At 43.9% G+C, this 21,357-nt stretch carries 18 protein-coding genes and 1 riboswitch; of the genes, 8 read left to right on the forward strand and 10 right to left on the reverse strand.

What is annotated here, in order from left to right; all coding sequences use genetic code 11:
* Positions 1 to 64 precede the first annotated feature (64 nt).
* The 3 genes from FKN93_RS07655 to rsmF all read left to right on the forward strand — a co-directional run bounded on the left by FKN93_RS07655 (position 65) and on the right by rsmF (position 5,446).
* Complete coding sequence (locus FKN93_RS07655) at positions 65 to 1,324, forward strand: paraquat-inducible protein A (RefSeq protein ID WP_170904791.1); 1,260 nt, start codon at positions 65 to 67, stop codon at positions 1,322 to 1,324.
* The gene (locus FKN93_RS07660) at positions 1,317 to 3,956 is read left to right on the forward strand and encodes an MlaD family protein (protein WP_170904792.1); all 2,640 of its coding nucleotides are present in this window, start codon (positions 1,317 to 1,319) and stop codon (positions 3,954 to 3,956) included. Before FKN93_RS07655 ends, FKN93_RS07660 begins: the two co-directional genes overlap by 8 nt.
* Before the next feature lie 68 nt (positions 3,957 to 4,024).
* Positions 4,025 to 5,446 (forward strand): 16S rRNA (cytosine(1407)-C(5))-methyltransferase RsmF, encoded by a 1,422-nt coding sequence (gene rsmF, locus FKN93_RS07665; protein WP_004395300.1) that lies wholly within the window; start codon positions 4,025 to 4,027, stop codon positions 5,444 to 5,446.
* Between the two features lie 241 nt (positions 5,447 to 5,687).
* On the opposite strand, the gene FKN93_RS07670 is transcribed toward rsmF, so the two are convergent.
* Complete coding sequence (locus tag FKN93_RS07670) at positions 5,688 to 6,521, reverse strand: S1-like domain-containing RNA-binding protein (RefSeq protein WP_004395302.1); 834 nt, start codon at positions 6,519 to 6,521, stop codon at positions 5,688 to 5,690.
* Between the two features lie 103 nt (positions 6,522 to 6,624).
* Between FKN93_RS07670 and FKN93_RS07675 the strand changes: the two genes are divergently transcribed.
* Complete coding sequence (locus tag FKN93_RS07675; protein WP_040904829.1) at positions 6,625 to 7,974, forward strand: hypothetical protein; 1,350 nt, start codon at positions 6,625 to 6,627, stop codon at positions 7,972 to 7,974.
* Positions 7,975 to 7,993: 19 nt separating this feature from the next.
* Here FKN93_RS07675 and FKN93_RS07680 read toward each other — a convergent pair whose 3' ends face one another.
* Both FKN93_RS07680 and FKN93_RS07685 read right to left on the reverse strand, forming a co-directional pair.
* A complete protein-coding gene (locus FKN93_RS07680) occupies positions 7,994 to 8,476 on the reverse strand; it encodes a DUF4442 domain-containing protein (protein ID WP_040904318.1) in 483 nt (160 codons plus the stop codon).
* 120 nt (positions 8,477 to 8,596) lie between these two features.
* Positions 8,597 to 9,487, reverse strand: coding sequence for a putative PEP-binding protein (locus FKN93_RS07685; RefSeq protein ID WP_154168235.1), 891 nt, complete (start codon positions 9,485 to 9,487; stop codon positions 8,597 to 8,599).
* 206 nt (positions 9,488 to 9,693) lie between these two features.
* Here FKN93_RS07685 and FKN93_RS07690 point away from each other — a divergent pair, with 206 nt between their 5' ends.
* Both FKN93_RS07690 and FKN93_RS07695 read left to right on the forward strand, forming a co-directional pair.
* A complete protein-coding gene (locus FKN93_RS07690; protein ID WP_154170651.1) occupies positions 9,694 to 10,752 on the forward strand; it encodes a 3-deoxy-7-phosphoheptulonate synthase in 1,059 nt (352 codons plus the stop codon).
* 17 nt (positions 10,753 to 10,769) lie between these two features.
* Entirely contained in the window at positions 10,770 to 11,252 is a 483-nt protein-coding gene (locus FKN93_RS07695) for a YajQ family cyclic di-GMP-binding protein (protein ID WP_154168237.1), read from the forward strand.
* A 60-nt stretch (positions 11,253 to 11,312) separates the two neighbouring features.
* On the opposite strand, the gene FKN93_RS07700 is transcribed toward FKN93_RS07695, so the two are convergent.
* Both FKN93_RS07700 and FKN93_RS07705 read right to left on the reverse strand, forming a co-directional pair.
* Positions 11,313 to 12,044, reverse strand: a complete 732-nt coding sequence (locus tag FKN93_RS07700; RefSeq protein ID WP_170904793.1) for a chromosome partitioning protein ParA — start codon at positions 12,042 to 12,044, stop codon at positions 11,313 to 11,315.
* A 19-nt stretch (positions 12,045 to 12,063) separates the two neighbouring features.
* Positions 12,064 to 12,222, reverse strand: coding sequence for a hypothetical protein (locus FKN93_RS07705; protein WP_167363644.1), 159 nt, complete (start codon positions 12,220 to 12,222; stop codon positions 12,064 to 12,066).
* A 448-nt stretch (positions 12,223 to 12,670) separates the two neighbouring features.
* Positions 12,671 to 12,775, forward strand: a riboswitch (glycine riboswitch).
* Between the two features lie 184 nt (positions 12,776 to 12,959).
* Here FKN93_RS07705 and FKN93_RS07710 point away from each other — a divergent pair.
* On the forward strand, positions 12,960 to 14,333 hold the full coding sequence (locus FKN93_RS07710) for a sodium:alanine symporter family protein (protein WP_154168241.1): 1,374 nt from the start codon (positions 12,960 to 12,962) through the stop codon (positions 14,331 to 14,333).
* A 92-nt stretch (positions 14,334 to 14,425) separates the two neighbouring features.
* Here FKN93_RS07710 and FKN93_RS07715 read toward each other — a convergent pair whose 3' ends face one another.
* The 4 genes from FKN93_RS07715 to FKN93_RS07730 all read right to left on the reverse strand — a co-directional run bounded on the left by FKN93_RS07715 (position 14,426) and on the right by FKN93_RS07730 (position 18,254).
* Entirely contained in the window at positions 14,426 to 15,061 is a 636-nt protein-coding gene (locus tag FKN93_RS07715) for a LysE family translocator (RefSeq protein ID WP_158138428.1), read from the reverse strand.
* 198 nt (positions 15,062 to 15,259) lie between these two features.
* A complete protein-coding gene (locus tag FKN93_RS07720; protein ID WP_158138427.1) occupies positions 15,260 to 16,270 on the reverse strand; it encodes an ArsA family ATPase in 1,011 nt (336 codons plus the stop codon).
* A gap of 39 nt (positions 16,271 to 16,309) precedes the next feature.
* Positions 16,310 to 16,582, reverse strand: coding sequence for a cory-CC-star protein (locus FKN93_RS07725; protein ID WP_040904321.1), 273 nt, complete (start codon positions 16,580 to 16,582; stop codon positions 16,310 to 16,312).
* Complete coding sequence (locus FKN93_RS07730) at positions 16,569 to 18,254, reverse strand: carbon starvation protein A (protein ID WP_040904322.1); 1,686 nt, start codon at positions 18,252 to 18,254, stop codon at positions 16,569 to 16,571. The genes FKN93_RS07725 and FKN93_RS07730 overlap by 14 nt, the downstream gene beginning before the upstream one ends.
* A gap of 555 nt (positions 18,255 to 18,809) precedes the next feature.
* Between FKN93_RS07730 and FKN93_RS07735 the strand changes: the two genes are divergently transcribed.
* Positions 18,810 to 20,291, forward strand: a complete 1,482-nt coding sequence (locus tag FKN93_RS07735; protein ID WP_170904794.1) for a carboxypeptidase M32 — start codon at positions 18,810 to 18,812, stop codon at positions 20,289 to 20,291.
* Between the two features lie 81 nt (positions 20,292 to 20,372).
* On the opposite strand, the gene FKN93_RS07740 is transcribed toward FKN93_RS07735, so the two are convergent.
* Positions 20,373 to 20,930, reverse strand: coding sequence for a sugar O-acetyltransferase (locus FKN93_RS07740; RefSeq protein ID WP_170904795.1), 558 nt, complete (start codon positions 20,928 to 20,930; stop codon positions 20,373 to 20,375).
* Between the last annotated feature and the right edge of the window lie 427 nt (positions 20,931 to 21,357).

The raw sequence follows: 21,357 nt of genomic DNA on the forward strand, positions 1-21,357 counted from the left end.
AGTCATTAGCTGCAATTCATGTACCCATTCGGTGACATCGTCACCGAATATTGAGTGACCGCTGATGTCTAGCACGCCACTCACTCAACATACATCCAACACGAACCACCTTCGTTTGTGTCAGGGATGTGAATTGCCCGTTGATGTTGTCGATGTGCCGCGCGGTAAAAGTGCCCATTGCCCTCGCTGCGGGACCCAACTTTATCGAGGTGGCAGCCCATCGTTATCGGGTAATTTAGCGATTGCGGTCACCTGTTTACTGCTGTTTTTTCCTGCTCATGCCTTTGACTTTTTAACTATCCGTTTGATCGGCGTGATGATCCCTGCATCCTTATCTGGGGGGATCATCGCTCTAGCGAATGAAGGATACGTGATTCTGGCTCTACTGGTGTTTTTTTGCAGCTCCCTAGCCCCATTTTTGGTCTTTGCCTCCATCGTTACCGCCCATATTGCGCTACGTTATCACTGGTTTCTTGGTTTACGCTATTCGGTCTGGATCATGCAGCAGTTAAAAGCATGGGCAATGATTGATGTCTTTTTGGTCAGCGTTGCGGTTTCAAGCTTTAAATTGAGCGATTACGCCGATATTTTTGTTGGCCCTGCGCTGTTCAGTTTAGTGCTCTTGCAAATTTTTACTGTGTTATTACTCAGCAGAATTAGCATTCGTCGCTATTGGGAAGCATGGAAACCCGAGCAAGATTACCCCGCTCAAACGGATAAACAAGTCCATTGCCATCATTGCCACTTATCGCAACACGAAAACGCCCGTTGTATTCGCTGCTATCACCCACTTTATCATCGAAAACCTCGTTCAATCGAACGCACTTGGGCCTATGTTATCGCCGCGAGTATTGCCATCATTCCCGCGAATCTACTTCCTATCTCTATATTGATCACCAATGGGCAACGTCTTGAAGATACCATTTTATCGGGTGTGGCTTCGCTAATGAATTCAGGTATGTATGGCATTGCCGTGATTATCTTTGTTGCCAGCATTGTCGTTCCTGTGATGAAGATTTTCGGGCTTATCTACTTGTTACTGGCCATTCGATATCGACGTAGCCGTTATCATCGGCAGCGAATGAGTATTTTCTATGCGATAAAATGGGTTGGAAAATGGTCAGTTCTCGATTTATTTGTAATTGCCATTATGTTGACCTTGGTCGATCGGGGCCAGTTACTTAATTTTATCCCTGGTGATGGTGCCCTAGCCTTTGGCTTTGTGGTCGTATTAACCATGTTAGCGGCAGAAAGCCTTGATCCCCGTCTATTGTGGGATAATTATCAGCAAGAGACAAAACACAGCGAGTCTTGTAATGAATAAACCACCAATGACCCAAGCGTCTTACTCTCCGCAGATCAAATCCAATAAAGGGGTCTCCCCTTTATGGATACTACCGATCCTCACCTTATTGCTCGCAGGTTGGCTGGTCGGTAAAGCGATACATGACGCTGGTGAACGTATCCAAATTCATTTTTCGGATGCACAAGGGCTCGTCGCTGGGAGAACACCGATTCGCTATCAGGGATTAGAAGTCGGTATGGTACGGGAAATAAAACTCGCTCCCGAGTTAAACAGCATCTACGTCGAAGCGGATATCTATCCCGAAGCTACCCAATTACTTTCTGATACCACACGCTTTTGGTTAGTGAAACCCACCGCCAGTTTGTCTGGTGTTTCAGGATTGGATGCTTTGGTGTCTGGTAATTATATTGCTCTGCATCCTGGAGGTCCTGGGCAAGAAAATCACCCGCAGATATATCATGCTTTAGATCGCGCCCCATCCGACTTGGTCTCCAATGGTGGGCTACAAATCACCTTGCGGGCCAACGATCTTGGCGGAATTTCTATTGGCTCACCGATTGTTTATAAAAAAATCCCGATTGGTGAAGTGTTTAGCTATCAGCTTGCCAAAGATGCACAATCCATCGTGTTACAAGTCTCCATTGAATCTGAATATCGCCATTTGATCACCAAAGAAAGTCGTTTTTGGAACGTCAGCGGCATAGGTACCTCATTAGGCTTTGATGGAATTGACGTTCGTTTAGAAAGTTTAAGCGCCTTAATTGGCGGAGCGATTGCCGTCGACTCTCCCGATGGCGGTGAACCCGCCGCTCAATTTAGTGAATTTATTCTTTACCAAGATCTCAAAACGGCCGGGCGCGGCATTCCGATCACGATTACACTGCCTGATGACAGTGGGATTAACGCTTCTGGATCGCCCATTATGTATCGCGGATTAGAGATCGGACAGATCACTCATTTACAACTGAATGAGGATAATACACAAATTATTGCTCATGCTGCGATTCAACCGTCATTAAATGAGCTACTCACCACCGGCAGTCAGTTCATTTTACAAGAAGCCAAAGTCTCACTATCTGGCTTAGAAAATTTATCGAACTTAATCAAAGGTAATTACCTTACTTTACAACCGGGTGAAGGTGAACGTACTCGACAATTTACAGCGCTAAGAAAAATTGAGTATCAACAATCTCAATCACATACTTTCTCCATTACCCTTACCGCTGAACATGCTTATGGTTTGACGTCAGGGGCTGAGATTTTGTATCGCGGAGTACGAATTGGCATCATCAAAGATGTTCAACTCAGCGCGGATCAAGTCGAGTTTCATGCCGTTATTGAACAACAATACCAATCATTAATTCGTTCCAAAAACCGTTTTTATGTTGATGGTTCAATGCGTGCCGAGCTTGGCCGCGCCGGCATTAATCTCTCACTTCCTCCTGTGAAGCAACTACTGAGTGGGGCTATCAGCTTTATTAGTGAAGGAGAAGAAACCGTACTTGAACGCTATTCTCTGTATGCTAACCCATCACTGGCAGAGCTGGCGGCGTATCAACAATCGGGTTCTCGCGCCTTGCGACTCAGTGCAGATACCTTGCCTCCGGTACAAATTGGTAGCCCGCTACTATTTCGTCATTTACCCGTTGGTCATGTCACCCAATTTAAGTTACAAAAAGAAGGTGTTGAGGTGGAAGTCAGTATTGATAACCAATACCAACATTTAATTAATGAACAAACTGTATTCTGGAATCATTCTGGTATTGAAGTAAATGCCTCTTTAACCGATGGTCTGCGTATCCAAGCGGCACCGTTACAAAGCCTGCTCCAAGGTGGTATTGCCTTTGATACCTTACCCGGTGTAGAAAATAAACTCGATGGGCGTTGGAAGCTTTACGCCAACTATCAACAAGCACAACAGTTTGGTGAAGCCATTACGTTATTGGCAAAGAGCAATGAAGGAGTCAACCGAGGCACTCCAATCAAATATCAAGGCGTACAAGTCGGTGAAGTTATCGCCGTTTCACCGAGTTTTAGTCAATCACAAGTGACTTTTTCTGCTCGTATTCATCCCGAATACGCCCCTTTTATTGCTCGTGCAACGAGCGTGTTTTGGGTAGCCAAAGCCAATGTCAGTTTACAAGGCATCACTAATTTAGAGAATCTTGTCTCACCGAATATCGAAGTCTATCCCGGTCAAGGTGCTAAGCAACATACTTTTCACCTCGCTTCTGCGCCTTACTCACCGAGTGGTGTCAGGTTTACACTCCAAACCGAATACCGTGGTTCAATTAATGTCGGAACTCCTGTCTTTTACCGTGATATTGAAGTTGGCAGAGTGATTGATATCCAACTGGGCGCTCTTGCTGATCGGGTTATCTCAACAATCGATATTAATCCCGACTATGCTTATTTAGTTCGCCGTAATAGCCTATTTTGGAACACGTCGGGCGTAGATGTCTCAATTGGATTGACTGGAGCGAATATCAAGTCAGGAACACTGGAAAGTATAGTTCGCGGTGGGATTACTTTTGCAACGCCAGAACAAAAGCAGCTTGCTCCTCCTGCTCAAGCTGGCCAATCTTTTTATCTTCACTCCAAACCACAAGAAGAATGGAAACGCTGGCGAACAGCGATACCTAGACCTTGAGATAAACTTCAAGTCTGGCCGCGATGTGTATATAATCGCGGCCAGAATCCGCTTATCGAGACACTGTTTTGCATTCCACTGTCGCACTACCCGAAGAGTTCCTCGCTACCATCGCTGAAATATTGCCCTCAACACTGAACCTGAATGACTTTATTGCTGCATGCCAACGACCACTCAGAAAAAGTATTCGTGTTAACACCTTAAAAATATCTGTCGCTGACTTTCAAACCCGAGCCGCAGACAAAGGTTGGTACTTAGAACCTATCCCCTGGTGCGAGAGCGGCTTTTGGATTACCGCAGATGAAGAACAAGTCCCTTTAGGTAATACTGCAGAACATATGGCTGGCTTATTCTATATCCAAGAAGCCAGCTCGATGATGCCCGTCTCTGCCCTATTTATGCAATCTGGAGCGCCTTTTGAACATGTATTAGACATGGCAGCAGCGCCGGGCTCCAAGACAACACAAATCGCGGCGTTAATGGATAATCAAGGCGTATTAATCGCTAACGAATATTCCGCCAGTCGGGTAAAAATTTTACACGCCAATATTGAGCGTTGCGGTATTCGCAATAGCGCTCTGACCAATTTCGATGGGCAAATTTTTGGTGGTTGGCTGCCTGAGCAGTTTGATGCCGTATTACTTGATGCTCCCTGCTCAGGTGAAGGCACGGTACGTAAAGATCCTGATGCGATGAAAAATTGGAGCAAAGCCTCAGTAATGAGTATCGCACAAACCCAGAAGTCCTTAATTGAAAGTGCTTTTCAGGCGCTCAAGGTTGGCGGTGTTTTGGTGTATTCAACCTGCACGTTAAGTCGTGAAGAGAATCAAGACGTCTGCTGGCACTTAAAACACACTTATGGTGACGCGGTCACATTCACTCGTCTCGATCAACTTTTCCCGAGTGCTGAACAGACCATTACTGAAGAAGGGTTTTTGCATATTTTCCCACAAGTTTATGACTGTGAAGGATTTTTCGTCGCCAAAATCACCAAACAGGCATCGGTGGAAACACCAGCTGTAAAAAAACGCTTGGGCAAATTTCCATTCGCTAAAGTCGGCCCTGCACAACGCCTTGAGATTGAGCAACAATTATATCATGCACTGAACATTCGCTTACCAGAAGACAGCCACGTGTGGTCACGGGATAATGACATTTGGCTCTTTCCCTCAGCTTTAGAGCCGTTACTCAGCGAACTCCGTTTTTCTCGGATGGGGATCAAAATTGCTGAGCAACACAAACGGGGCTACCGTTGGCAGCATCAAGTCGCCACAACGCTAGCAACCGGACAAGAGCTACAATCGGTCGAATTAGATAAAGTTCAAGCTCGTGAGTGGTTTATGGGACGTGATGTCAGGCCAAACCTATCAGGCCAAGGTGAGGTGATTGTTTGTTATCAAGGCGATGTGATTGGTCTAGGGAAATGGGTCGGTAATCGGATCAAAAATGGCTTACCACGAGATTTAGTACGCGATAAAAATCTATTTTAGAGCCAATGAACATTCCACACTGATGATATTAATAGACGGATTTAAAAGCATTGCTGAGCGTTAAGGAATGATAAGTATCAAACGGTGGACACTAGTCTATACTTTATCAATATCCCCATATAATAGCCAAACCAAGGGGATAGCCGTAAATCGCGCTCAACTCCCCTTCTGGCGCGTTTCCCAAGGCCCAAAACCTAACGCTGTTTTGGGCCATTTTTTGGCTAATAATACTCAACCTAGCTTAAACGAGGCGAATACCGTCTTTTTCAATCACAATCTTTCCTTGCTTAAATAAACCACCAATGGTTTTTTTAAACGTACCCTTACTGGTCCGGAAAGTGGCAAAAATCTCTTCTGGGGTCGATTTATCGCTAAGCGGTAAAAAGCCTTGTTTTTTCTCTAACATGGATAAAATTTTGCTACTTAACTCATCCATTTTTTCGACACCGACTTTTTGAAGAGCCAGATCGATTTTGCCATCAGGACGAATACTTTTGATATAACCTTTGATTTTTTTACCGATAAACAGTTTTCCGAACACATCCGATGGGAAAATCATCCCCCAATGCGCTCCGTTAATGATCGCCTTAAAGCCAAGCTCTGAACGCTCAGCAATAATCAAATCAACAGGTTGGTTAACCTTATAATGCGCTGGTGTTTTATCTAACCATTTATTAAATTTGGTGGTACCCACAATACGACCCGAGGCTTTGTCGGTATAGACATAAACTAAAATTGTCTGCCCCTCGTTAAAGCGCGCACGTTGCTCACTGTACGGGATTAGTAAGTCTTTATCTTTAATGCCCCAATCAACAAATGCTCCGGTATTATTCACACCGACGACTTTCATTAATCCCCACTCTCCCACTTGAGCAATCGGTGTCTCCGTTGTCGCTGCTAATTGATTCTCTGAATCAAAGAACAGAAACACATCGATAAATTGCCCCAGTTCGACACCTTGAGGTGCGTAACGCTTAGGCAGCAAAGTGGTACCGAACTCTCCCGCATCTAAAAAAACGCCGAAATCAGTGATTTTTACCACTTCTAAGCTATTAATTTGACCAATGTTAATCATGTAAAATTGTCTCACAGCAAATTTGCAGAGATTATACGTGATCTCTGCTATGCTTTCTCGCAATTGTATCGATAAAATTCAGCAATTTTTTCAGGAGCTTTCGTTGATCACGGTAGATAAATATGACGCTGTCACGTTGAGGATTGCCACTCAAATGTCAGGCAGTAAGAAACTGGATTTGGATGTTTATCTTTTTATTCCTGGAGAATTAGGCCTTAGCCCAGAAGTCATTTCAGAGTCGGAGTTCTTTTACAGCTCCATTCATCAAAAGCGCTCCTATTATAGTGATAAAATTCTCCTGCCACTTGTCCATAGCCGATTAGCACAACGAGGTCGCCTGTCATCAACACAGTACCGGGTGAGCTTGAGTTTGTTTGCTTATCAATATGTTATCGCCTTAGATAGAGCCGTTAATCAGCTCAATGCAACTAGTGACACCGTCACGGCTGATGAAGTCGATACGGTGATCGAGCTATCGCTCGATATTCTAAAACGATTACGCAGAACCATCCCTTACGATGAAAGCCTTAAGCGCTATTATGCCAATATTGATAACTATCTCTCTTGGTATACCGAACAAAAATTTTTATCGATTGTCGCTCATCTCACCCGTGACAGTGACTATAAAACCATTAAAGAACGCCTCATCACCTTAGTTGAAAAAGAACAAGCGCATCGTGCCTTAAACCATTACAACTCAGCCAAAGCGGGAACCGACATGACCCGTCTGAGTAATAAAATGCGTTTATTACGTCGTTTAATTGAACACCCGATCATTCTTAACGAGAAAGTGACCTCTTTGGGTAATAACATCAAACGGATGGTTAAGGGGGTCGCAACGGGGTTAGTCATGGTCGTGGTTACGCTAACCGCGATTGTGGCACGTGACTATTGGGGAGAGATTACCGCTTCATTTATTATTGCGATGTCATTTATTTACGCGCTACGCGAAATTTTTAAAGATGATTTGCGCGACATGATGTGGCGTTGGATCCGTAAAGGCAAACCTAAATGGCGTCGCCGCTACTTTGATCCCAGTACCGGAACTCAAGTTGGACAAAAAGATGAATGGTTGGATTACCAATCGTTATCCCAGTTACCAGAAAAAATTCAAGCTATTCGTAAGAAGCGAATTGTTCAACGTGAAGAACAAATCCTTCATTACCGATCTGAAGTTGAGATGTCAACATCACGCTTTATGAGCGGTTATGAAGAAACCCGTGAAGCGATGATGATCGATTTACGCCCGTTAACACGCTTAATTGATAAAAGCTCGACTCGAATTTATCAGCTTAGCAATGGTCAAGTCAGCCGAGAATCTGTCGAAAAACGTCACTTAATTAACTTGATCATTAAAGAAGACGATCATCAACAGACACCGCGTTATTACCGTTGGAAAATCGTGATTAACCGAAGCAAAATTGTCGACATTGAAGTCATTGAGTTAGATTAAGTCACTCTCTTTACTCTGATTATTTTGATTTCACCGCTTTAACAGACAGCGTTAACCAAAATTCTGCCATTGGCTCATCACCATGCTGTGATGGGCAAGTGGCGACGATTTTGACCTCGTGATTGACGCGTTGACCAGTCGCAATGGTTTCATCCAACATGGCATCAATCGCAGCACCATCAACACAGTGAAAGTGGACATCCCCTTCTGGTCTTTTTAAAAATTCCGCTTTAACGGCTTTAAACGCTAAAGAAATCACTTCCCCACGCTGCTGAGCCTTATGCATGGCCATAAATCCACCAGCCACATCCGCCCCCACGGCAAGTACGCCAAAATACATACTATTGAGATGATTTTTATTCCTCTTTTTCAGCGGAATACGTACTTCAACCGCTTGCTCATTCAACAGCAAAATTTTAGGGCGGCAATACCAAATCAGCGGAACTTTAAAAATACCGAAATAATTAAGATAGAAATTAGCTTTAGTCAGAGCAGAAAACATAGTTAAAACTTCCTTGTGATCTCATCAGACCAGTTCACTCGATAGTCAAGAAAATGTCAACGAAATGTTACAGAAAATAAGAAGCCAAGCTATTTTTGCTTGGCTTCTTAAAGATAAGACTCAGTAATAGTAAACCGAGTCTGGCTGAGCAATCTCAGACAAAAAGCGCTGAATTTTAGTCGACACACTCTGCTCACTAACTAATATACTTAATGGCTTAGAGGTTTGATGAACGGCTTTGATCGCCATTTCTGCTAACTGAAACACGGCATCGTTGTCGGTCGGCTGATAACGTTCAACAAGGCTTTCTACCGTATTATCCGTCGCTAAGGTAAACTGGGCAAGGGAGTCCCAATCTAACAGCATTCCATCAAAATAAGCCAATAAACGTTCAGCTAATAGCGCGGCGGAAGGAACTTGGCAAACAAACGACACTTGTAATCCATGTAAACCGCGTGGCAAGCCTTGCTCAGCTAGGCCGTCAATAATTCCAGCGGCATCACTCAGCGAGCGAACAAAAGGCACGACGATTTCAATAGGATGCCCTTTACTGATCAGCCTTTTGATCACGTTGCACTCCAACTCAAATGCATCAGCGTATTCACTGTCCGTTAATCGAGCTACACCTCGCACTCCAAGCGCCGGATTTGGTTCAACTGTGACTTTTTCTCCGCCAAGCAAAGCACGACTCTGTGCACTATCTTCATTACTTAAACAGACACGAACGCTTTGGTGATGGGGTTTAATCGCTTGTTCAATGCGCTCCACTAACGTATCAACAAAATGCTCAGCGATGGACTGGTCGTTTAATAGTGCATTCAGCGAGCTTTTCTCTCGTTCAGATAGCTGAGTCAGATCGGTGACCAAACTAGGATGATAAAAAATGCTATCTGCGATCAACTCTGAAATGACAACAAATAGCGTCGAACTCAATGTTTGTTGGGACCATTGAGGTAAGGTATTCCCTTGCTCAAACGGCTTATTTATTGAAGAGGGTGATACAACACTCATAACGGCTCCATCTGTTCTTGATTGGTATAGGGTGAAAATACCGAGTTCATTGACCAAACACAAGGGCAAGTATCAATATTAATTCATTTAAAGTGAATAAAATATCAAGTTTACAGTTTTCATCACTTGCATTTATGCTAAGTGGTTTATTCTCTGAGTTAAATTCGTTATCTTTAGCGCTTCGCAATAAAAGAATAGGCAATATGATGCCATTAAAAACTGATGAATTAAGAACCCAAGCCCTTGGCCCAATGCCAACGCCGGCTGAATTAAGCCTTGCTCATCCAGTGACCCATGAGGTTGCCGAACGCATTGCTCACTCACGTCAACAAATTGAACAAATCCTATCGGGTCAAGATGACCGCTTATTGGTCATTGTCGGCCCCTGCTCTGTCCATGATACCCATGCCGCACTTGAGTACGCACGCCGATTAAGTGAGATACAAGATCAGTATCGTGACCAACTGTTCATTGTCATGCGTACCTATTTTGAAAAACCACGCACCGTGGTTGGCTGGAAAGGTCTGATCACTGATCCTAATTTAGATGGCTCCTATGCGTTAGAAGCTGGCTTAAACAAAGCACGTCAATTGTTACTCGATATCAATAAACTCGGACTAGCAACGGCAACCGAATTTCTCGACATGATCACGGGGCAATACATTGCAGACCTGATCAGTTGGGGAGCGATTGGTGCGCGTACTACAGAGTCGCAAATTCACCGAGAAATGGCCTCGGCACTTTCTTGCCCTGTCGGTTTTAAAAATGGCACGAATGGCAATGTCAAAATTGCGATTGATGCCATTCGTGCCGCTCATGCCTCACACTACTTTTATTCGCCTGATAAAAATGGGCGCATGACCGTCTATCGCACCAGCGGTAACCCCTACGGACACGTCATTTTACGTGGTGGGGAAAGTGGCCCAAACTTTGATGTAGATTCAATTAATAGCGCTTGCGCTCAACTGGCTGAATTTAATTTACCTGAACGATTAGTGGTTGATTTTAGCCATGCCAATTGTCAAAAACAGCATCGCAAACAGCTTGAAGTTGCTGAAGAGATTGGTCGTCAAATTGAATCCGGTAGCCATAAGGTCGCGGGTATTATGGCTGAAAGTTTTCTTATTGAAGGCAATCAATCCATGTGTGACTTGAATAATTTAACCTATGGCCAGTCGATCACGGATCCTTGTTTAAGCTGGGATGATACCGCAACAATGCTCACTCGCCTTGCGCAAGCGATAACCACTCGACGTACTCAATAAAATAAGGAATTTAAGTTATGCCTTCTTTTGATATTGTTTCAGAAGTTGATACCGTAGAACTGCGTAATGCCGTAGATAACTCTAATCGTGAACTCGCCACACGCTTTGATTTTCGTAATGTCGACGCCAGTTTCGAGCTCAAAGATGAGACAGTAAAATTAGCCGCTGAAGATGATTTTCAACTTAATCAAATGTTGGATATCCTGCGTGGCAATTTAGCCAAGCGCGGTGTTGATGCGCGAGCTATGGAGCTAAAAGACTCCGTCCATTCAGGTAAAAACTGGTACAAGGATATTGTATTTAAGCAAGGGATCGAATCATTACTGGCCAAAAAAGTGGTTAAGATGATCAAAGATGCCAAGCTCAAAGTACAAGCCTCTATTCAAGGCGATAAAATTCGAGTCAGTGGTAAAAAACGCGATGATTTACAGACGGTAATCGCCTTTTTAAAAGAAAGTAACCTAGAACAACCTTTCCAATATAATAACTTTCGCGAATAACAAAAAATCCAGTCTCTATTGCTCTAGAGGCTGGATTTTTCGATGCTTAACCGCGTGGTGCTATAAACCTATTTCCGCTGATAATGATTTAATTTCTTGTAAATCTAGTTGATGAACGCGCAACATTTGTTCTACTTGGCTTAATCTTGAACTCGCCGCATCTTGCTTATCACAAGCATCCGATTTTGCATCCCAAGATTGGCCTTTTAAATAAACATCACACTCTTTTTTCAAGATAGGTAAAGCATCATTCAACTGCTTTTGCTCTTTTTGTAGCTGTTCAACTTCTTGCTTAATCTTTAGCTCTTTTTGAAATAACTCTCGTGAACGTTCAAAAAGTATCGATTGCATGTCCGCTTGACGATGTAATCGTGCATTTTTCTCATCAGCACTTTGTAATGCGTTGTTTTGCTTTGCTAATTGCTGATCCAACGATAAGTTAACTTTTTCTAATTCTGCAATCTGTTGTTCTAATTGATCCAACTGCTCTTGATGTTGTGTTTTTTGCTGCTCAAGATGCTCTTGCAGTTTCACTTGCCACTCTTGCTCTTGTCGCTCTGCCTGCTGAGCCGTTTGTTCATTTAATGCCTTCGCATTTTCTTGTAACGCTTGAACATTGACCTGCAAACCAGCATAAGCGGTTTGCCATTTAGTCTCCGTCACTGACGAACCGACTAATCCCCCTAATGCCAACCCTAATGCTGCCGCTAACCCAATATAGAGGTAACTGCGTTTGTCACGTTGTTCAATGACAACAACATCTTGGTGTTCATCTGCCTTTTTTTGATTCACATTGACTCCCAATTTAGCATCAGCGAATTAATTCAGTGACCACAAGCGAAGCGGTATAAAGAGCAAAAGCCGATAATAAAACAATCACTACCCACTTTTGAAGTTTCTCATTAGTTCCATAACGGATTAAAAGAAAAGCGAGAACAATTAATACCCCAATAAAAATCAATCTGGTCATAGTATGCTCCGGTTTTATTTTGCCTACTTCAATGACATTCGGTAAGACAAGTGTAGCTCTCAAGCCTGTTGCTGCTTGCTATTTTATACCATTTATCGCACCAAATAGGTCAAAGAAAAATGGATTAACCTGCTGTTATGTCAATAATTTAACTGAGTTCACTTTGAAAGTGACGTTTTTTCAAACAGCGCTGATTTTTTACGCTGACTCGTGCACTGCGCTCCCTTGTTGATTCCAGTCATTTACCACTAAATTTGCAGATGACATCACACTTTATTTTGGGTAATATCGCCAAGCAAATTATTGTAACACTAGATAATTGTTCCGTTGAAGACAGCAGGAGAGTGGTTATTAACTAAATCTTAACACTTAGTTAACTATACCCGCCGAAGAAGTAAATCTTTCAGGTGCTTTATTCTTTTTGAAGAGAAAAGCGAGGACTGTTGTTGGAGGAACCTCTGGAGAGAACCGTTCAATCGGTCGCCGAAGGAGCAAGCTGTGCTGATCATATCAGCACAGTGAAACTCTCAGGCAAAAGGACAGAGGAGTGAAAGGTTCTATGATTCTAAGCCTTATGGCTTTACTCACTTTACGTAAACAACGCTGACAGTGACTTTGTACCACAGGTATCGTGGCACGGTTTTCTTTGTGTGTTGTTTTATCGCGGTGAGTTTGACTGAATATATTATTCAGCCCCTTTCCTCTTCTCCTTATGTTGACACTATTAAGGGGAAATAATGACCAACCTACAAACACTGCTACAAACTATTGACCACTTTATTTGGGGCCCACCACTACTGATCCTACTCGTAGGAACCGGGATCTACTTTACCTTTCGTTTAGGCTTACTGCAGTTTCGTTACCTACCCTCTGCGATAAAAATGGTATTTAGTAAAGAACCCGGCGATAAACAAGGTGATGTATCAAGCTTCGCAGCACTTTGCACCGCGCTTTCCGCTACCATTGGCACTGGAAATATTGTTGGGGTTGCCACTGCCATTAAACTGGGCGGCCCAGGTGCATTATTTTGGATGTGGCTGGCAGCTTTATTTGGTATGGCAACGAAATACGCGGAATGCTTACTCGCGGTGAAATACCGTAAAGTCGATGATAAAGGACAAATGGTCGGCGGACCGATGTATTATCTGCGCGATGGTGTTGGGTCAAACACGTTAGCGATTTTATTTGCGGTTTTTGCCCTAGGCGTTGCCTGTTTTGGTATCGGTACTTTCCCACAAGTTAATGCCATTTTAGACGCGACTCAAATTTCTTTCGGTGTACCCCGAGAGATGTCCGCTGTTGTGCTGACCATCCTAGTCGCTTTTGTCACTGTCGGTGGTATTCAATCCATCGCCAAAGTCGCAGGTAAAGTTGTGCCTATTATGGCGCTTTTTTACGTCGTTGCTTGTTTGAGTGTGATCATCAGTAATGGGGATAAACTACTCGATGCGATTCAATTGGTGTTGGTTTCCGCCTTTACACCAACCGCAGCCAGCGGCGGATTTTTAGGCGCAAGTATCATGTTGGCGATTCAATCGGGTATTGCCCGTGGTGTCTTTTCCAATGAGTCTGGTTTAGGCAGTGCACCGATGGCTGCCGCTGCAGCAAAAACCGACTCTTGTGTGAAACAAGGCCTGATTTCAATGACGGGCACCTTCTTTGATACGATCATCATTTGTACCATGACCGGATTGGCCTTGATTTTGACAGGTGCATGGCAAAGCGATTTTGCGGGCGCAGCGATGACAACCCATGCCTTTGCCACGGGGCTTAATGCCCAGACGCTTGGCCCATTACTGGTTTCTGTAGGGCTGATTTTTTTCGCTTTTACCACGATTTTAGGTTGGAACTATTATGGAGAACGCTGCGTAGTGTTCCTATGGGGAACCAAGGCCGTTCTGCCTTATAAAGTGATTTTTATCGGCTTAGTCGCCTCTGGTGCTTTTCTTCATCTCGATCTGATTTGGATTATTGCCGATATCGTTAACGGATTAATGGCGATTCCTAACCTGATCGGCTTAATCGCTTTACGTCATGTCGTCATCAAAGAGACTAAGCTTTATTTTGAAGCGCAGTTACCAGCCTTAAAAACCATTAAAGCCAAAGCCTAGTTTACTCTTTTTACTGCTACTATTGACTTTAAAAATAAAAAATAAAGGGCTTGAGATATTTCTCAAGCCCTTTTCTATTCGAAAATTGATAGCTATTCAATGTCATCAGTCATTAATTTAAAACCTAATCCGACCAACACCACCCCGGTCGTCCCTTCCATCCAACGCATAAATGCACTATTTTTCAGCAAATTTTTTGCCGAACTCAACGTTCCAGCCAACCCACACTGCCAAAGCATTGCAATCACAAAATGAATCGCAGCCATTAATAACGACTGTAGCAAAGGAGAATATTCAGGATTGATAAACTGCGGCAAAAAAGCCAAGTAAAATACCGCGGTTTTCGGGTTAAGTACGTTAGATAAGAAACCTTCTCGTAGCGAACGGCGGGGATTTAGTTGTGTATGTTGCAGGGTAACAATATCGATCCCGCTCGGTGACTTCATTAAAGTACGTAAACTAGACAAGCCCAGCCAAATCAAATAAGCCGCACCGATCATCTTCATCACCTGAAACAACTCAGCCGATTGAGTTAAAATCGCCGAAATACCGATCGCTGAAAACGTGGCATGGACAAATAGACCAATACAAATACCCAAACTGGTGATACAGCCGTCAGCCATGCCCGCTCGGGACGTATTACGGATCACTAACGCGGTATCTAAACCCGGCGTTAAGGTTAAAATAGTTATCGCAATTAAAAACGCTTCAAAATTCTGAATATACATAATCTCTCACACAAGTCACTGACACCAAATTGCGTAGAGACAGTTTACAAAGAACAGACTAAGCCCTCTTTGCACTGCCTTCCCTAGCGGTTGTTGCGGCTCTGAATGATATAACGATTCAGATCACAAAATCGTTATACCTGAGAGTCAATCACTTGTCTGTAATATTTTTTTACCTTTTGAGCAATTTTCTTTGGCTTAGAAACCAGCTTGGGTAAACTGCGTTCCTAGCGCCATTAATTGGTCGGCCCCCTGAATATCAGTCGCTTGTAAAGGGATTGGATAACGCTTGAGATGGGAAAACTGCTGATCAATTTCCTGTAAATGTTGTTTTTCCTGTTGACGCCGCAAGGCTAAAAATTCGCCATCCGCATGAATCGGTAAAATGCGGTTAATCACAATCCCGGCGACAGGTAACTTTTCATCGGTCAGTGAGCGTACCGCTCGCGTGGTTTCCAAAATTGGCAGTTTTTCTGGGGTTAATACAAATAAAATCGCCGTTTGTGAGCCATCCAAAAACGTTTCTCGCGTTCGCTGTAATAACCGTTGTCGATTAAGTAAAATTTCCGCAATTGCTTTGTGTCGTTCATCAAGACCACTGGTAGCATGCTCTTCTGGACTGCTCAGTGGGTTATCAATATCTTTACCACTATTTGGCGTTAAGTGATCAAGCACCTTGGCAAACTTGTCCGATTGTTGGTTACTTTTCAGCAATCCTTGTGTCCAAGCCGCCATCGCTTCTGGAAGAGCGAGTAAACGTAAAGTGTGGCCGGTGGGCGCGGTATCAAAAATCACTAAATCATAGTGCTGTAGACCATGCTCTAATGTACGTGCAATACACTCCAATAACGCCGCTTCTTGTGCGCCGGGAGATTGCCCCGTTAAACGAATTTGCCGCTCAACGGCACCATAAAGCTCAGGACGAGTAAACCGTTTTAACTGGCGGCTGACTTGCTCAAGATGACGAACCACTTCTTCATCTGGGTCAATTTCTAAACCGTCAAGATTCGGGGCAACTCGGGTGATTTTATCGCCGATCGGTCGGTCAAAGGCATCGGCTAAGCTGTGCGCAGGATCGGTGGAAACCACTAATACTCTCCGACCTCTTTCTGCTGCTAACAAGGCTAACGTTGCTGAAGTGGTGGTTTTGCCTACCCCACCTTTTCCGCCAACTAAAATCACTCGTTGATTATTCAGTAATAACGCCACCGCTCTCTCCTCTCTGTGAATGTCTGGCCGCTTTTGTGTTTAACAACATCTAAATTGATCGAGCGGTGAATGAGCCATCCCCATGCGCAGATGCCAATCATGAAAACGCTCCATTAATAGAGGTTGTAACTCCAGTGTGTAATAACTAGCCGGATTAGGTACCCCCATCATCTCGGAGAAGATCAGCAACATAAACAAATCGTCTTGCTCGCGCTTAGCGCGAGCAATGGCCGAACGATATGGCGCGTTATAAATTTCTTCTGCGTAATGATTAGCGAGCTTAAAACAAGCTCGGATCTTACTCAGTTTCATTCAACACCGCCTCCTTCTTACTTTTAATCAATTTATTCAAGGCGGAAGCGCACTCTAAAGTGATCAAAATGGCAGCAATCAGTACGATAATATCGAGCGTAAATAAGAACCAATCTTGCTTATCGTAAAAGCTTTTCAACTGAATCAATAAACCTAAGGTAGTCATAATTAATAAAAACACTAGCGGTACTAAGGTGTAATACATTGGCCGCCCTAAACGTACTAACATCACCGTAATAACAAGCAAGGTTAATCCTGCCAATAACTGGTTAGTGGTACCAAATAACGGCCAAATCAGTAGACCACCCGAACCATCGCCACCAGCACCAAACGCTAACAAAACACAAGATCCAACCGCTAAGAGCGTCGCGGGCAGTGCTTTTTGCATCCAACTAATGTTATAAATATTCCCCCACTCTTGGAAAATATAGCGCTGCAAACGAAGCCCCGTATCCATCGTTGTCCCTGCAAAAAGAACAACCATTACGGTTAATAACGTTTGTGACAGCGTAGTATCTAACCCCAAACCTTGCTGAAGTATGTTGGCACCACCATTAATAAACGCACCAACGCCGCCTTGACCAAAGCCATGATAAACCGCCTGCCAATCAGCTAAGGTCGCAAAACCTGCCGTTGCCGCAATAATCGCCGCTAACGCTAAAGAGCCTTCACCAATTGCACCAAAGTAACCAACAAAGCGGACATCCGGTTCTTTATCTAACTGTTTAGACGTAGTACCACTCGCCACTAAACCGTGGAAACCAGAAATCGCACCACAAGCAATCGTCACAAACAGCAATGGGATCAGTGATGGCGTTCCCTCTGGTAAATTAGTGTTAAACGCTGGAGCCACCACATCAGGACCGGCGAATAAAACCGCACCGTAAACTAAAAACAAACCAATGAATAATTGAATGCCGTTAATATAATCCCTTGGCTGCAGCAGCATCCAAACCGGTAATAAAGAAGCGATAGCTGCATAGGCAAACAGAATGATGATCCAGCTCTGTGTAGGATTCAATCCCATCAAAGTATCAGGCAAAGAAAGCGGCATCATAGGGCCAACATAAATCATCGCGTACAGAGCAATAACCCCTAATAGCGAGACCATCGCAAGCCCGATATAACGACGATAAATCAACTGACCAATCACCAACGCCACCAAAATCGCTCCCCACACAGGGATAGTAGCACTGGGAAAGCTGATTAACTGACGGGCAATGACCACAGCGAATACCGCATTCACCATCAGTAGTACAAGAAAGATAACGATCATAAATAGACTGCGTGCACGAGGACCGATAATGTCGCCAGTTAACGCACCAACCGATTTTGCCTTATTACGGTTACTGGCCCAAATCGCTCCAGCATCGTGTACCCCAGCAAAGAAAATCGTGCCAAAAACGACCCAGATAAAGGCTGGAACCCAGCCCCAAATCACGGCAATCGCAGGACCAATAATCGGTGCTGCCCCAGCAACCGACGTAAAATGATGCCCCCACAAGACATACTTATTGGTTGGTACATAATCGATACCATCATTCATTTCATGAGCGGGGGTTCGAAAATGCGGGTCGACTTTAAAGATTTTTTCACAAATAAATTTCGAATAAAAAATGTAACCCAGCGCCATGGCACCTAAGCCCATTAGCATCAGGAATATTGCATTCATGTCTACCTCCACTGTAGCGTTCATTATTGTTATGCACGAAAAGATAGTAATACCTTTACATTCACCCCAAAAATAAAAACACAACAAATTTGAACATCTTCGCAACCTATTTGTACTATTAGTGAGCCACTTCTCAGTTAATTTTTTCGCATTAACCTTAAGATCTTCCATGCAGCCTATGCAAAAGTGGATAAAGAAAATAATAGGTATACGCAAACGACTTGAAATTGTAGGTAGGCGGCAAGTGAGTGAATCCCCATGAGCATAGGCAAACGATGTGATTGGGGTGAACGAACGTAGCCAACACCGCAGCAGCTTCAAGTAGGAAGAGTATAACGGGTGCAAATCAAGACTCCATATAGAAGACAGTGACGGATCATCAACTAGGGATAGAAATTTAGCGCGTATCAGGCTCATTAATTGAGCTTAAACAACAACGATTAGCCAGCACAGTCAGAATCCCCTATTCTATCGACTCTGTTTTCTAGTACTGCCAATCAAGGCTCTACGTATTCACCATCGTGAGCCAACGCATCATCGAATAAGGAAATCAACATGGCTTTTACCGCTCTGATTGAACATTTTAAAAAAATTTCTCACTTTCAACATCTCAGCTCGATTTGTGGTTGGGATCAAGCTGCGGTTATGCCCGCGGGCGGAGCTCAAGCTCGCTCCGAAGCGATGGCACAATTATCCGTTCATATTCATCAGTTACTGACTGAGCCACAACTAGCCGAGTGGTTCGCTCGCAGCCAAGAGCAGCTCGAAACCGCACAACAAAAAGCGACTTGGCGAGAAATGCATCGTCAATGGCAACTGGCCAATGCGCTGCCAGAATCTTTGGTTAAAGCGCAATCCCTAGCAGGCTCTCAGTGTGAGCATGCTTGGCGCAGTCAACGTAAAAATAACGACTGGACTGGTTTTGAAAAAAATTGGGCCGAAGTGGTCAAACTGTCTCAAGAAGAAGCGCAAATTCGCTCTGATATCACCGGTCTTAGTCGCTACGATGCCATGCTTGATCTCTATGAACCGGGGACAAACAGCCAAGCGCTGGATAAGGTATTTAATGAAGTAAAAACTTGGTTACCTTCTTTAATTGATCAGGTTCTAGAAAAGCAAAGCCACGAACCGATCATTTTGCCGACGGCTCATTATCCGGCAGACGAGCAAAAAGCCCTTGGTTTAGAGGTAATGAAGCTACTGCAGTTCGACTTTAATCACGGTCGACTGGATCAAAGTACGCACCCATTCTGCGGTGGCGTACCCAGTGATGTACGGATCACCACTCGTTATAACGAAGCCGAGTTTACTCAATCGTTAATGGGTATTGTCCATGAAACCGGTCATGCGCGTTATGAACAAGGCTTGCCAAAAGCCTTTGCTGGTAATCCAGTTGGTCAGGCGCGCTCAATGGGGATTCATGAATCTCAATCGCTATTTTTTGAAATGCAATTGGGCCGCAGCGCACCATTTATCGAACATTTAGCCACTCTAGCTCAGCAACATTTCTCAGCGAATGAAAGTGCCGTGTTCGCCGCTGATAACTTCCAAAAACTCTACACCCGTGTGGAAAAAGGCTTTATTCGCGTTGATGCCGATGAACTTACTTACCCAGCTCACGTTATCTTACGTTATGAGATTGAACGTGATCTAATGAACGGCCACATCAAACACACTGATGTACCAGAGTTATGGAATGAAAAAATGGGCGCTTATCTTGGCCTTTCCACCGCTGGCAACTATCAAAATGGCTGTATGCAAGATATTCACTGGACAGACGGCAGCTTTGGCTATTTCCCTTCCTATACCCTTGGCGCTATGTATGCCGCGCAATTTATGGCCACCATGAAGCACAGTGTTGATGTAGAAGCAGCGATTGCTCGTAAAGATCTCAGCCCGATCTTTACTTGGTTGAGTGACAATATCTGGAGTCAAGGCAGCCAGCTGACGACTGACGAATTGGTGAAACAAGCTACGGGTGAAGTGCTTAACCCAGTACACTTCAAGGCACATTTAGTGTCGCGTTATTTGGGTTAATTAATCAACGTAGCTAACACCGCTGTCGTTTCCGATAGGAAAAAGACAGATCCAAACGGGAGACTTTTCGTCTCCCTGTTTTTATTCTTCAACTTGATTTAATGCCTTGATCCATTTAGCTGGCACACCACCAACCAAGGTATCAGGAGCAACATCTTTGGTCACAACGGCTCCGGCAGCCACCACCGAACGAGCGCCAATCGTCACGCCTTGGCAAATAACAGCATTTCCCCCAATCCAAACATCGTCTTCAATCACAATTGGCGCACATTGAAAGGTCCAACCACGTCGCTGCTGATAATCGAGCGAATGAGTGGGTGTATAGAATTGGCTATTGGGGCCAATTAACACGTTGTTACCAATGATGATCGGCGCATTATCCAACATCGTCACTCCCATATTGATGTAAGTATCGTTACCAATCGAAATGGTTTTCCCGTACTCACAAAAGAACGGCGGGCAAACCACCGTATTGTCACCGACCTGCTTGAATAGTCTCGCGAGATAAGGCTGAGCCGCGGCAAACTGGCGAGAATTTATCTCTTTAAGTAGATCAAATGCTTGGTTTCTTAGCATACTAAATTCAGGGCTATCAGAATCATGCGCTAAACCTAAAGTCATTTTTTCAAATTCATTCATAAGGTAAGGACTCTCTTTCTATCAGGGATAATCCCCGATATAAACGGATCATAAGAACCATGCAAGGACGCCGCCCACACTCTGTGAAGTAATGACCATACTCTGACTCAAGTTATCCCTCACACCTCCGAAATTCGCAAAACGCAAAATAAATTGCACTTTGCAAGGCAAAGTATGAAACCAAGTGATATTAAACCCAAACAAGCACTGATTTTATGGACATTCGCAGCATTAAAAAGTTGGCACGCTAAATGCTTTATACAGATTGATCCTTTTAAGCCGAGGATCACCTAGCCAACTGACGTTGTTAGTGAATAGATTTTGTTCACATTTTTAGCCAGCCGCCCTTTGCGACTGGCTTTTTTATTTTCTGCGTGATTAAGATCAGGCTGACTGCTGCAGACACTTTGAACCGAGCAGTAAACTA

Origin of the sequence: Vibrio sp. A8-1 (assembly GCF_013048685.1) — a bacterium.
Classification (GTDB): Bacteria; Pseudomonadota; Gammaproteobacteria; order Enterobacterales; family Vibrionaceae; genus Vibrio; species Vibrio metschnikovii.

What these genes read in the sequence shown, in the direction of transcription:
- FKN93_RS07685 (WP_154168235.1), bottom strand. Translation starts at nt 9,487, where the DNA reads ATGAGTGTTGTATCACCCTCTTCAATAAATAAGCCGTTTGAGCAAGGG.
- FKN93_RS07740 (WP_170904795.1), bottom strand. Translation starts at nt 20,930, where the DNA reads ATGAATGAATTTGAAAAAATGACTTTAGGTTTAGCGCATGATTCTGAT.
- FKN93_RS07710 (WP_154168241.1), top strand. Translation starts at nt 12,960, where the DNA reads ATGACCAACCTACAAACACTGCTACAAACTATTGACCACTTTATTTGG.
- FKN93_RS07705 (WP_167363644.1), bottom strand. Translation starts at nt 12,222, where the DNA reads ATGACCAGATTGATTTTTATTGGGGTATTAATTGTTCTCGCTTTTCTT.
- FKN93_RS07730 (WP_040904322.1), bottom strand. Translation starts at nt 18,254, where the DNA reads ATGAATGCAATATTCCTGATGCTAATGGGCTTAGGTGCCATGGCGCTG.
- FKN93_RS07695 (WP_154168237.1), top strand. Translation starts at nt 10,770, where the DNA reads ATGCCTTCTTTTGATATTGTTTCAGAAGTTGATACCGTAGAACTGCGT.
- FKN93_RS07655 (WP_170904791.1), top strand. Translation starts at nt 65, where the DNA reads ATGTCTAGCACGCCACTCACTCAACATACATCCAACACGAACCACCTT.
- FKN93_RS07670 (WP_004395302.1), bottom strand. Translation starts at nt 6,521, where the DNA reads ATGATTAACATTGGTCAAATTAATAGCTTAGAAGTGGTAAAAATCACT.
- FKN93_RS07735 (WP_170904794.1), top strand. Translation starts at nt 18,810, where the DNA reads ATGGCTTTTACCGCTCTGATTGAACATTTTAAAAAAATTTCTCACTTT.
- FKN93_RS07725 (WP_040904321.1), bottom strand. Translation starts at nt 16,582, where the DNA reads ATGAAACTGAGTAAGATCCGAGCTTGTTTTAAGCTCGCTAATCATTAC.
- FKN93_RS07715 (WP_158138428.1), bottom strand. Translation starts at nt 15,061, where the DNA reads ATGTATATTCAGAATTTTGAAGCGTTTTTAATTGCGATAACTATTTTA.
- FKN93_RS07660 (WP_170904792.1), top strand. Translation starts at nt 1,317, where the DNA reads ATGAATAAACCACCAATGACCCAAGCGTCTTACTCTCCGCAGATCAAA.
- FKN93_RS07680 (WP_040904318.1), bottom strand. Translation starts at nt 8,476, where the DNA reads ATGTTTTCTGCTCTGACTAAAGCTAATTTCTATCTTAATTATTTCGGT.
- FKN93_RS07690 (WP_154170651.1), top strand. Translation starts at nt 9,694, where the DNA reads ATGCCATTAAAAACTGATGAATTAAGAACCCAAGCCCTTGGCCCAATG.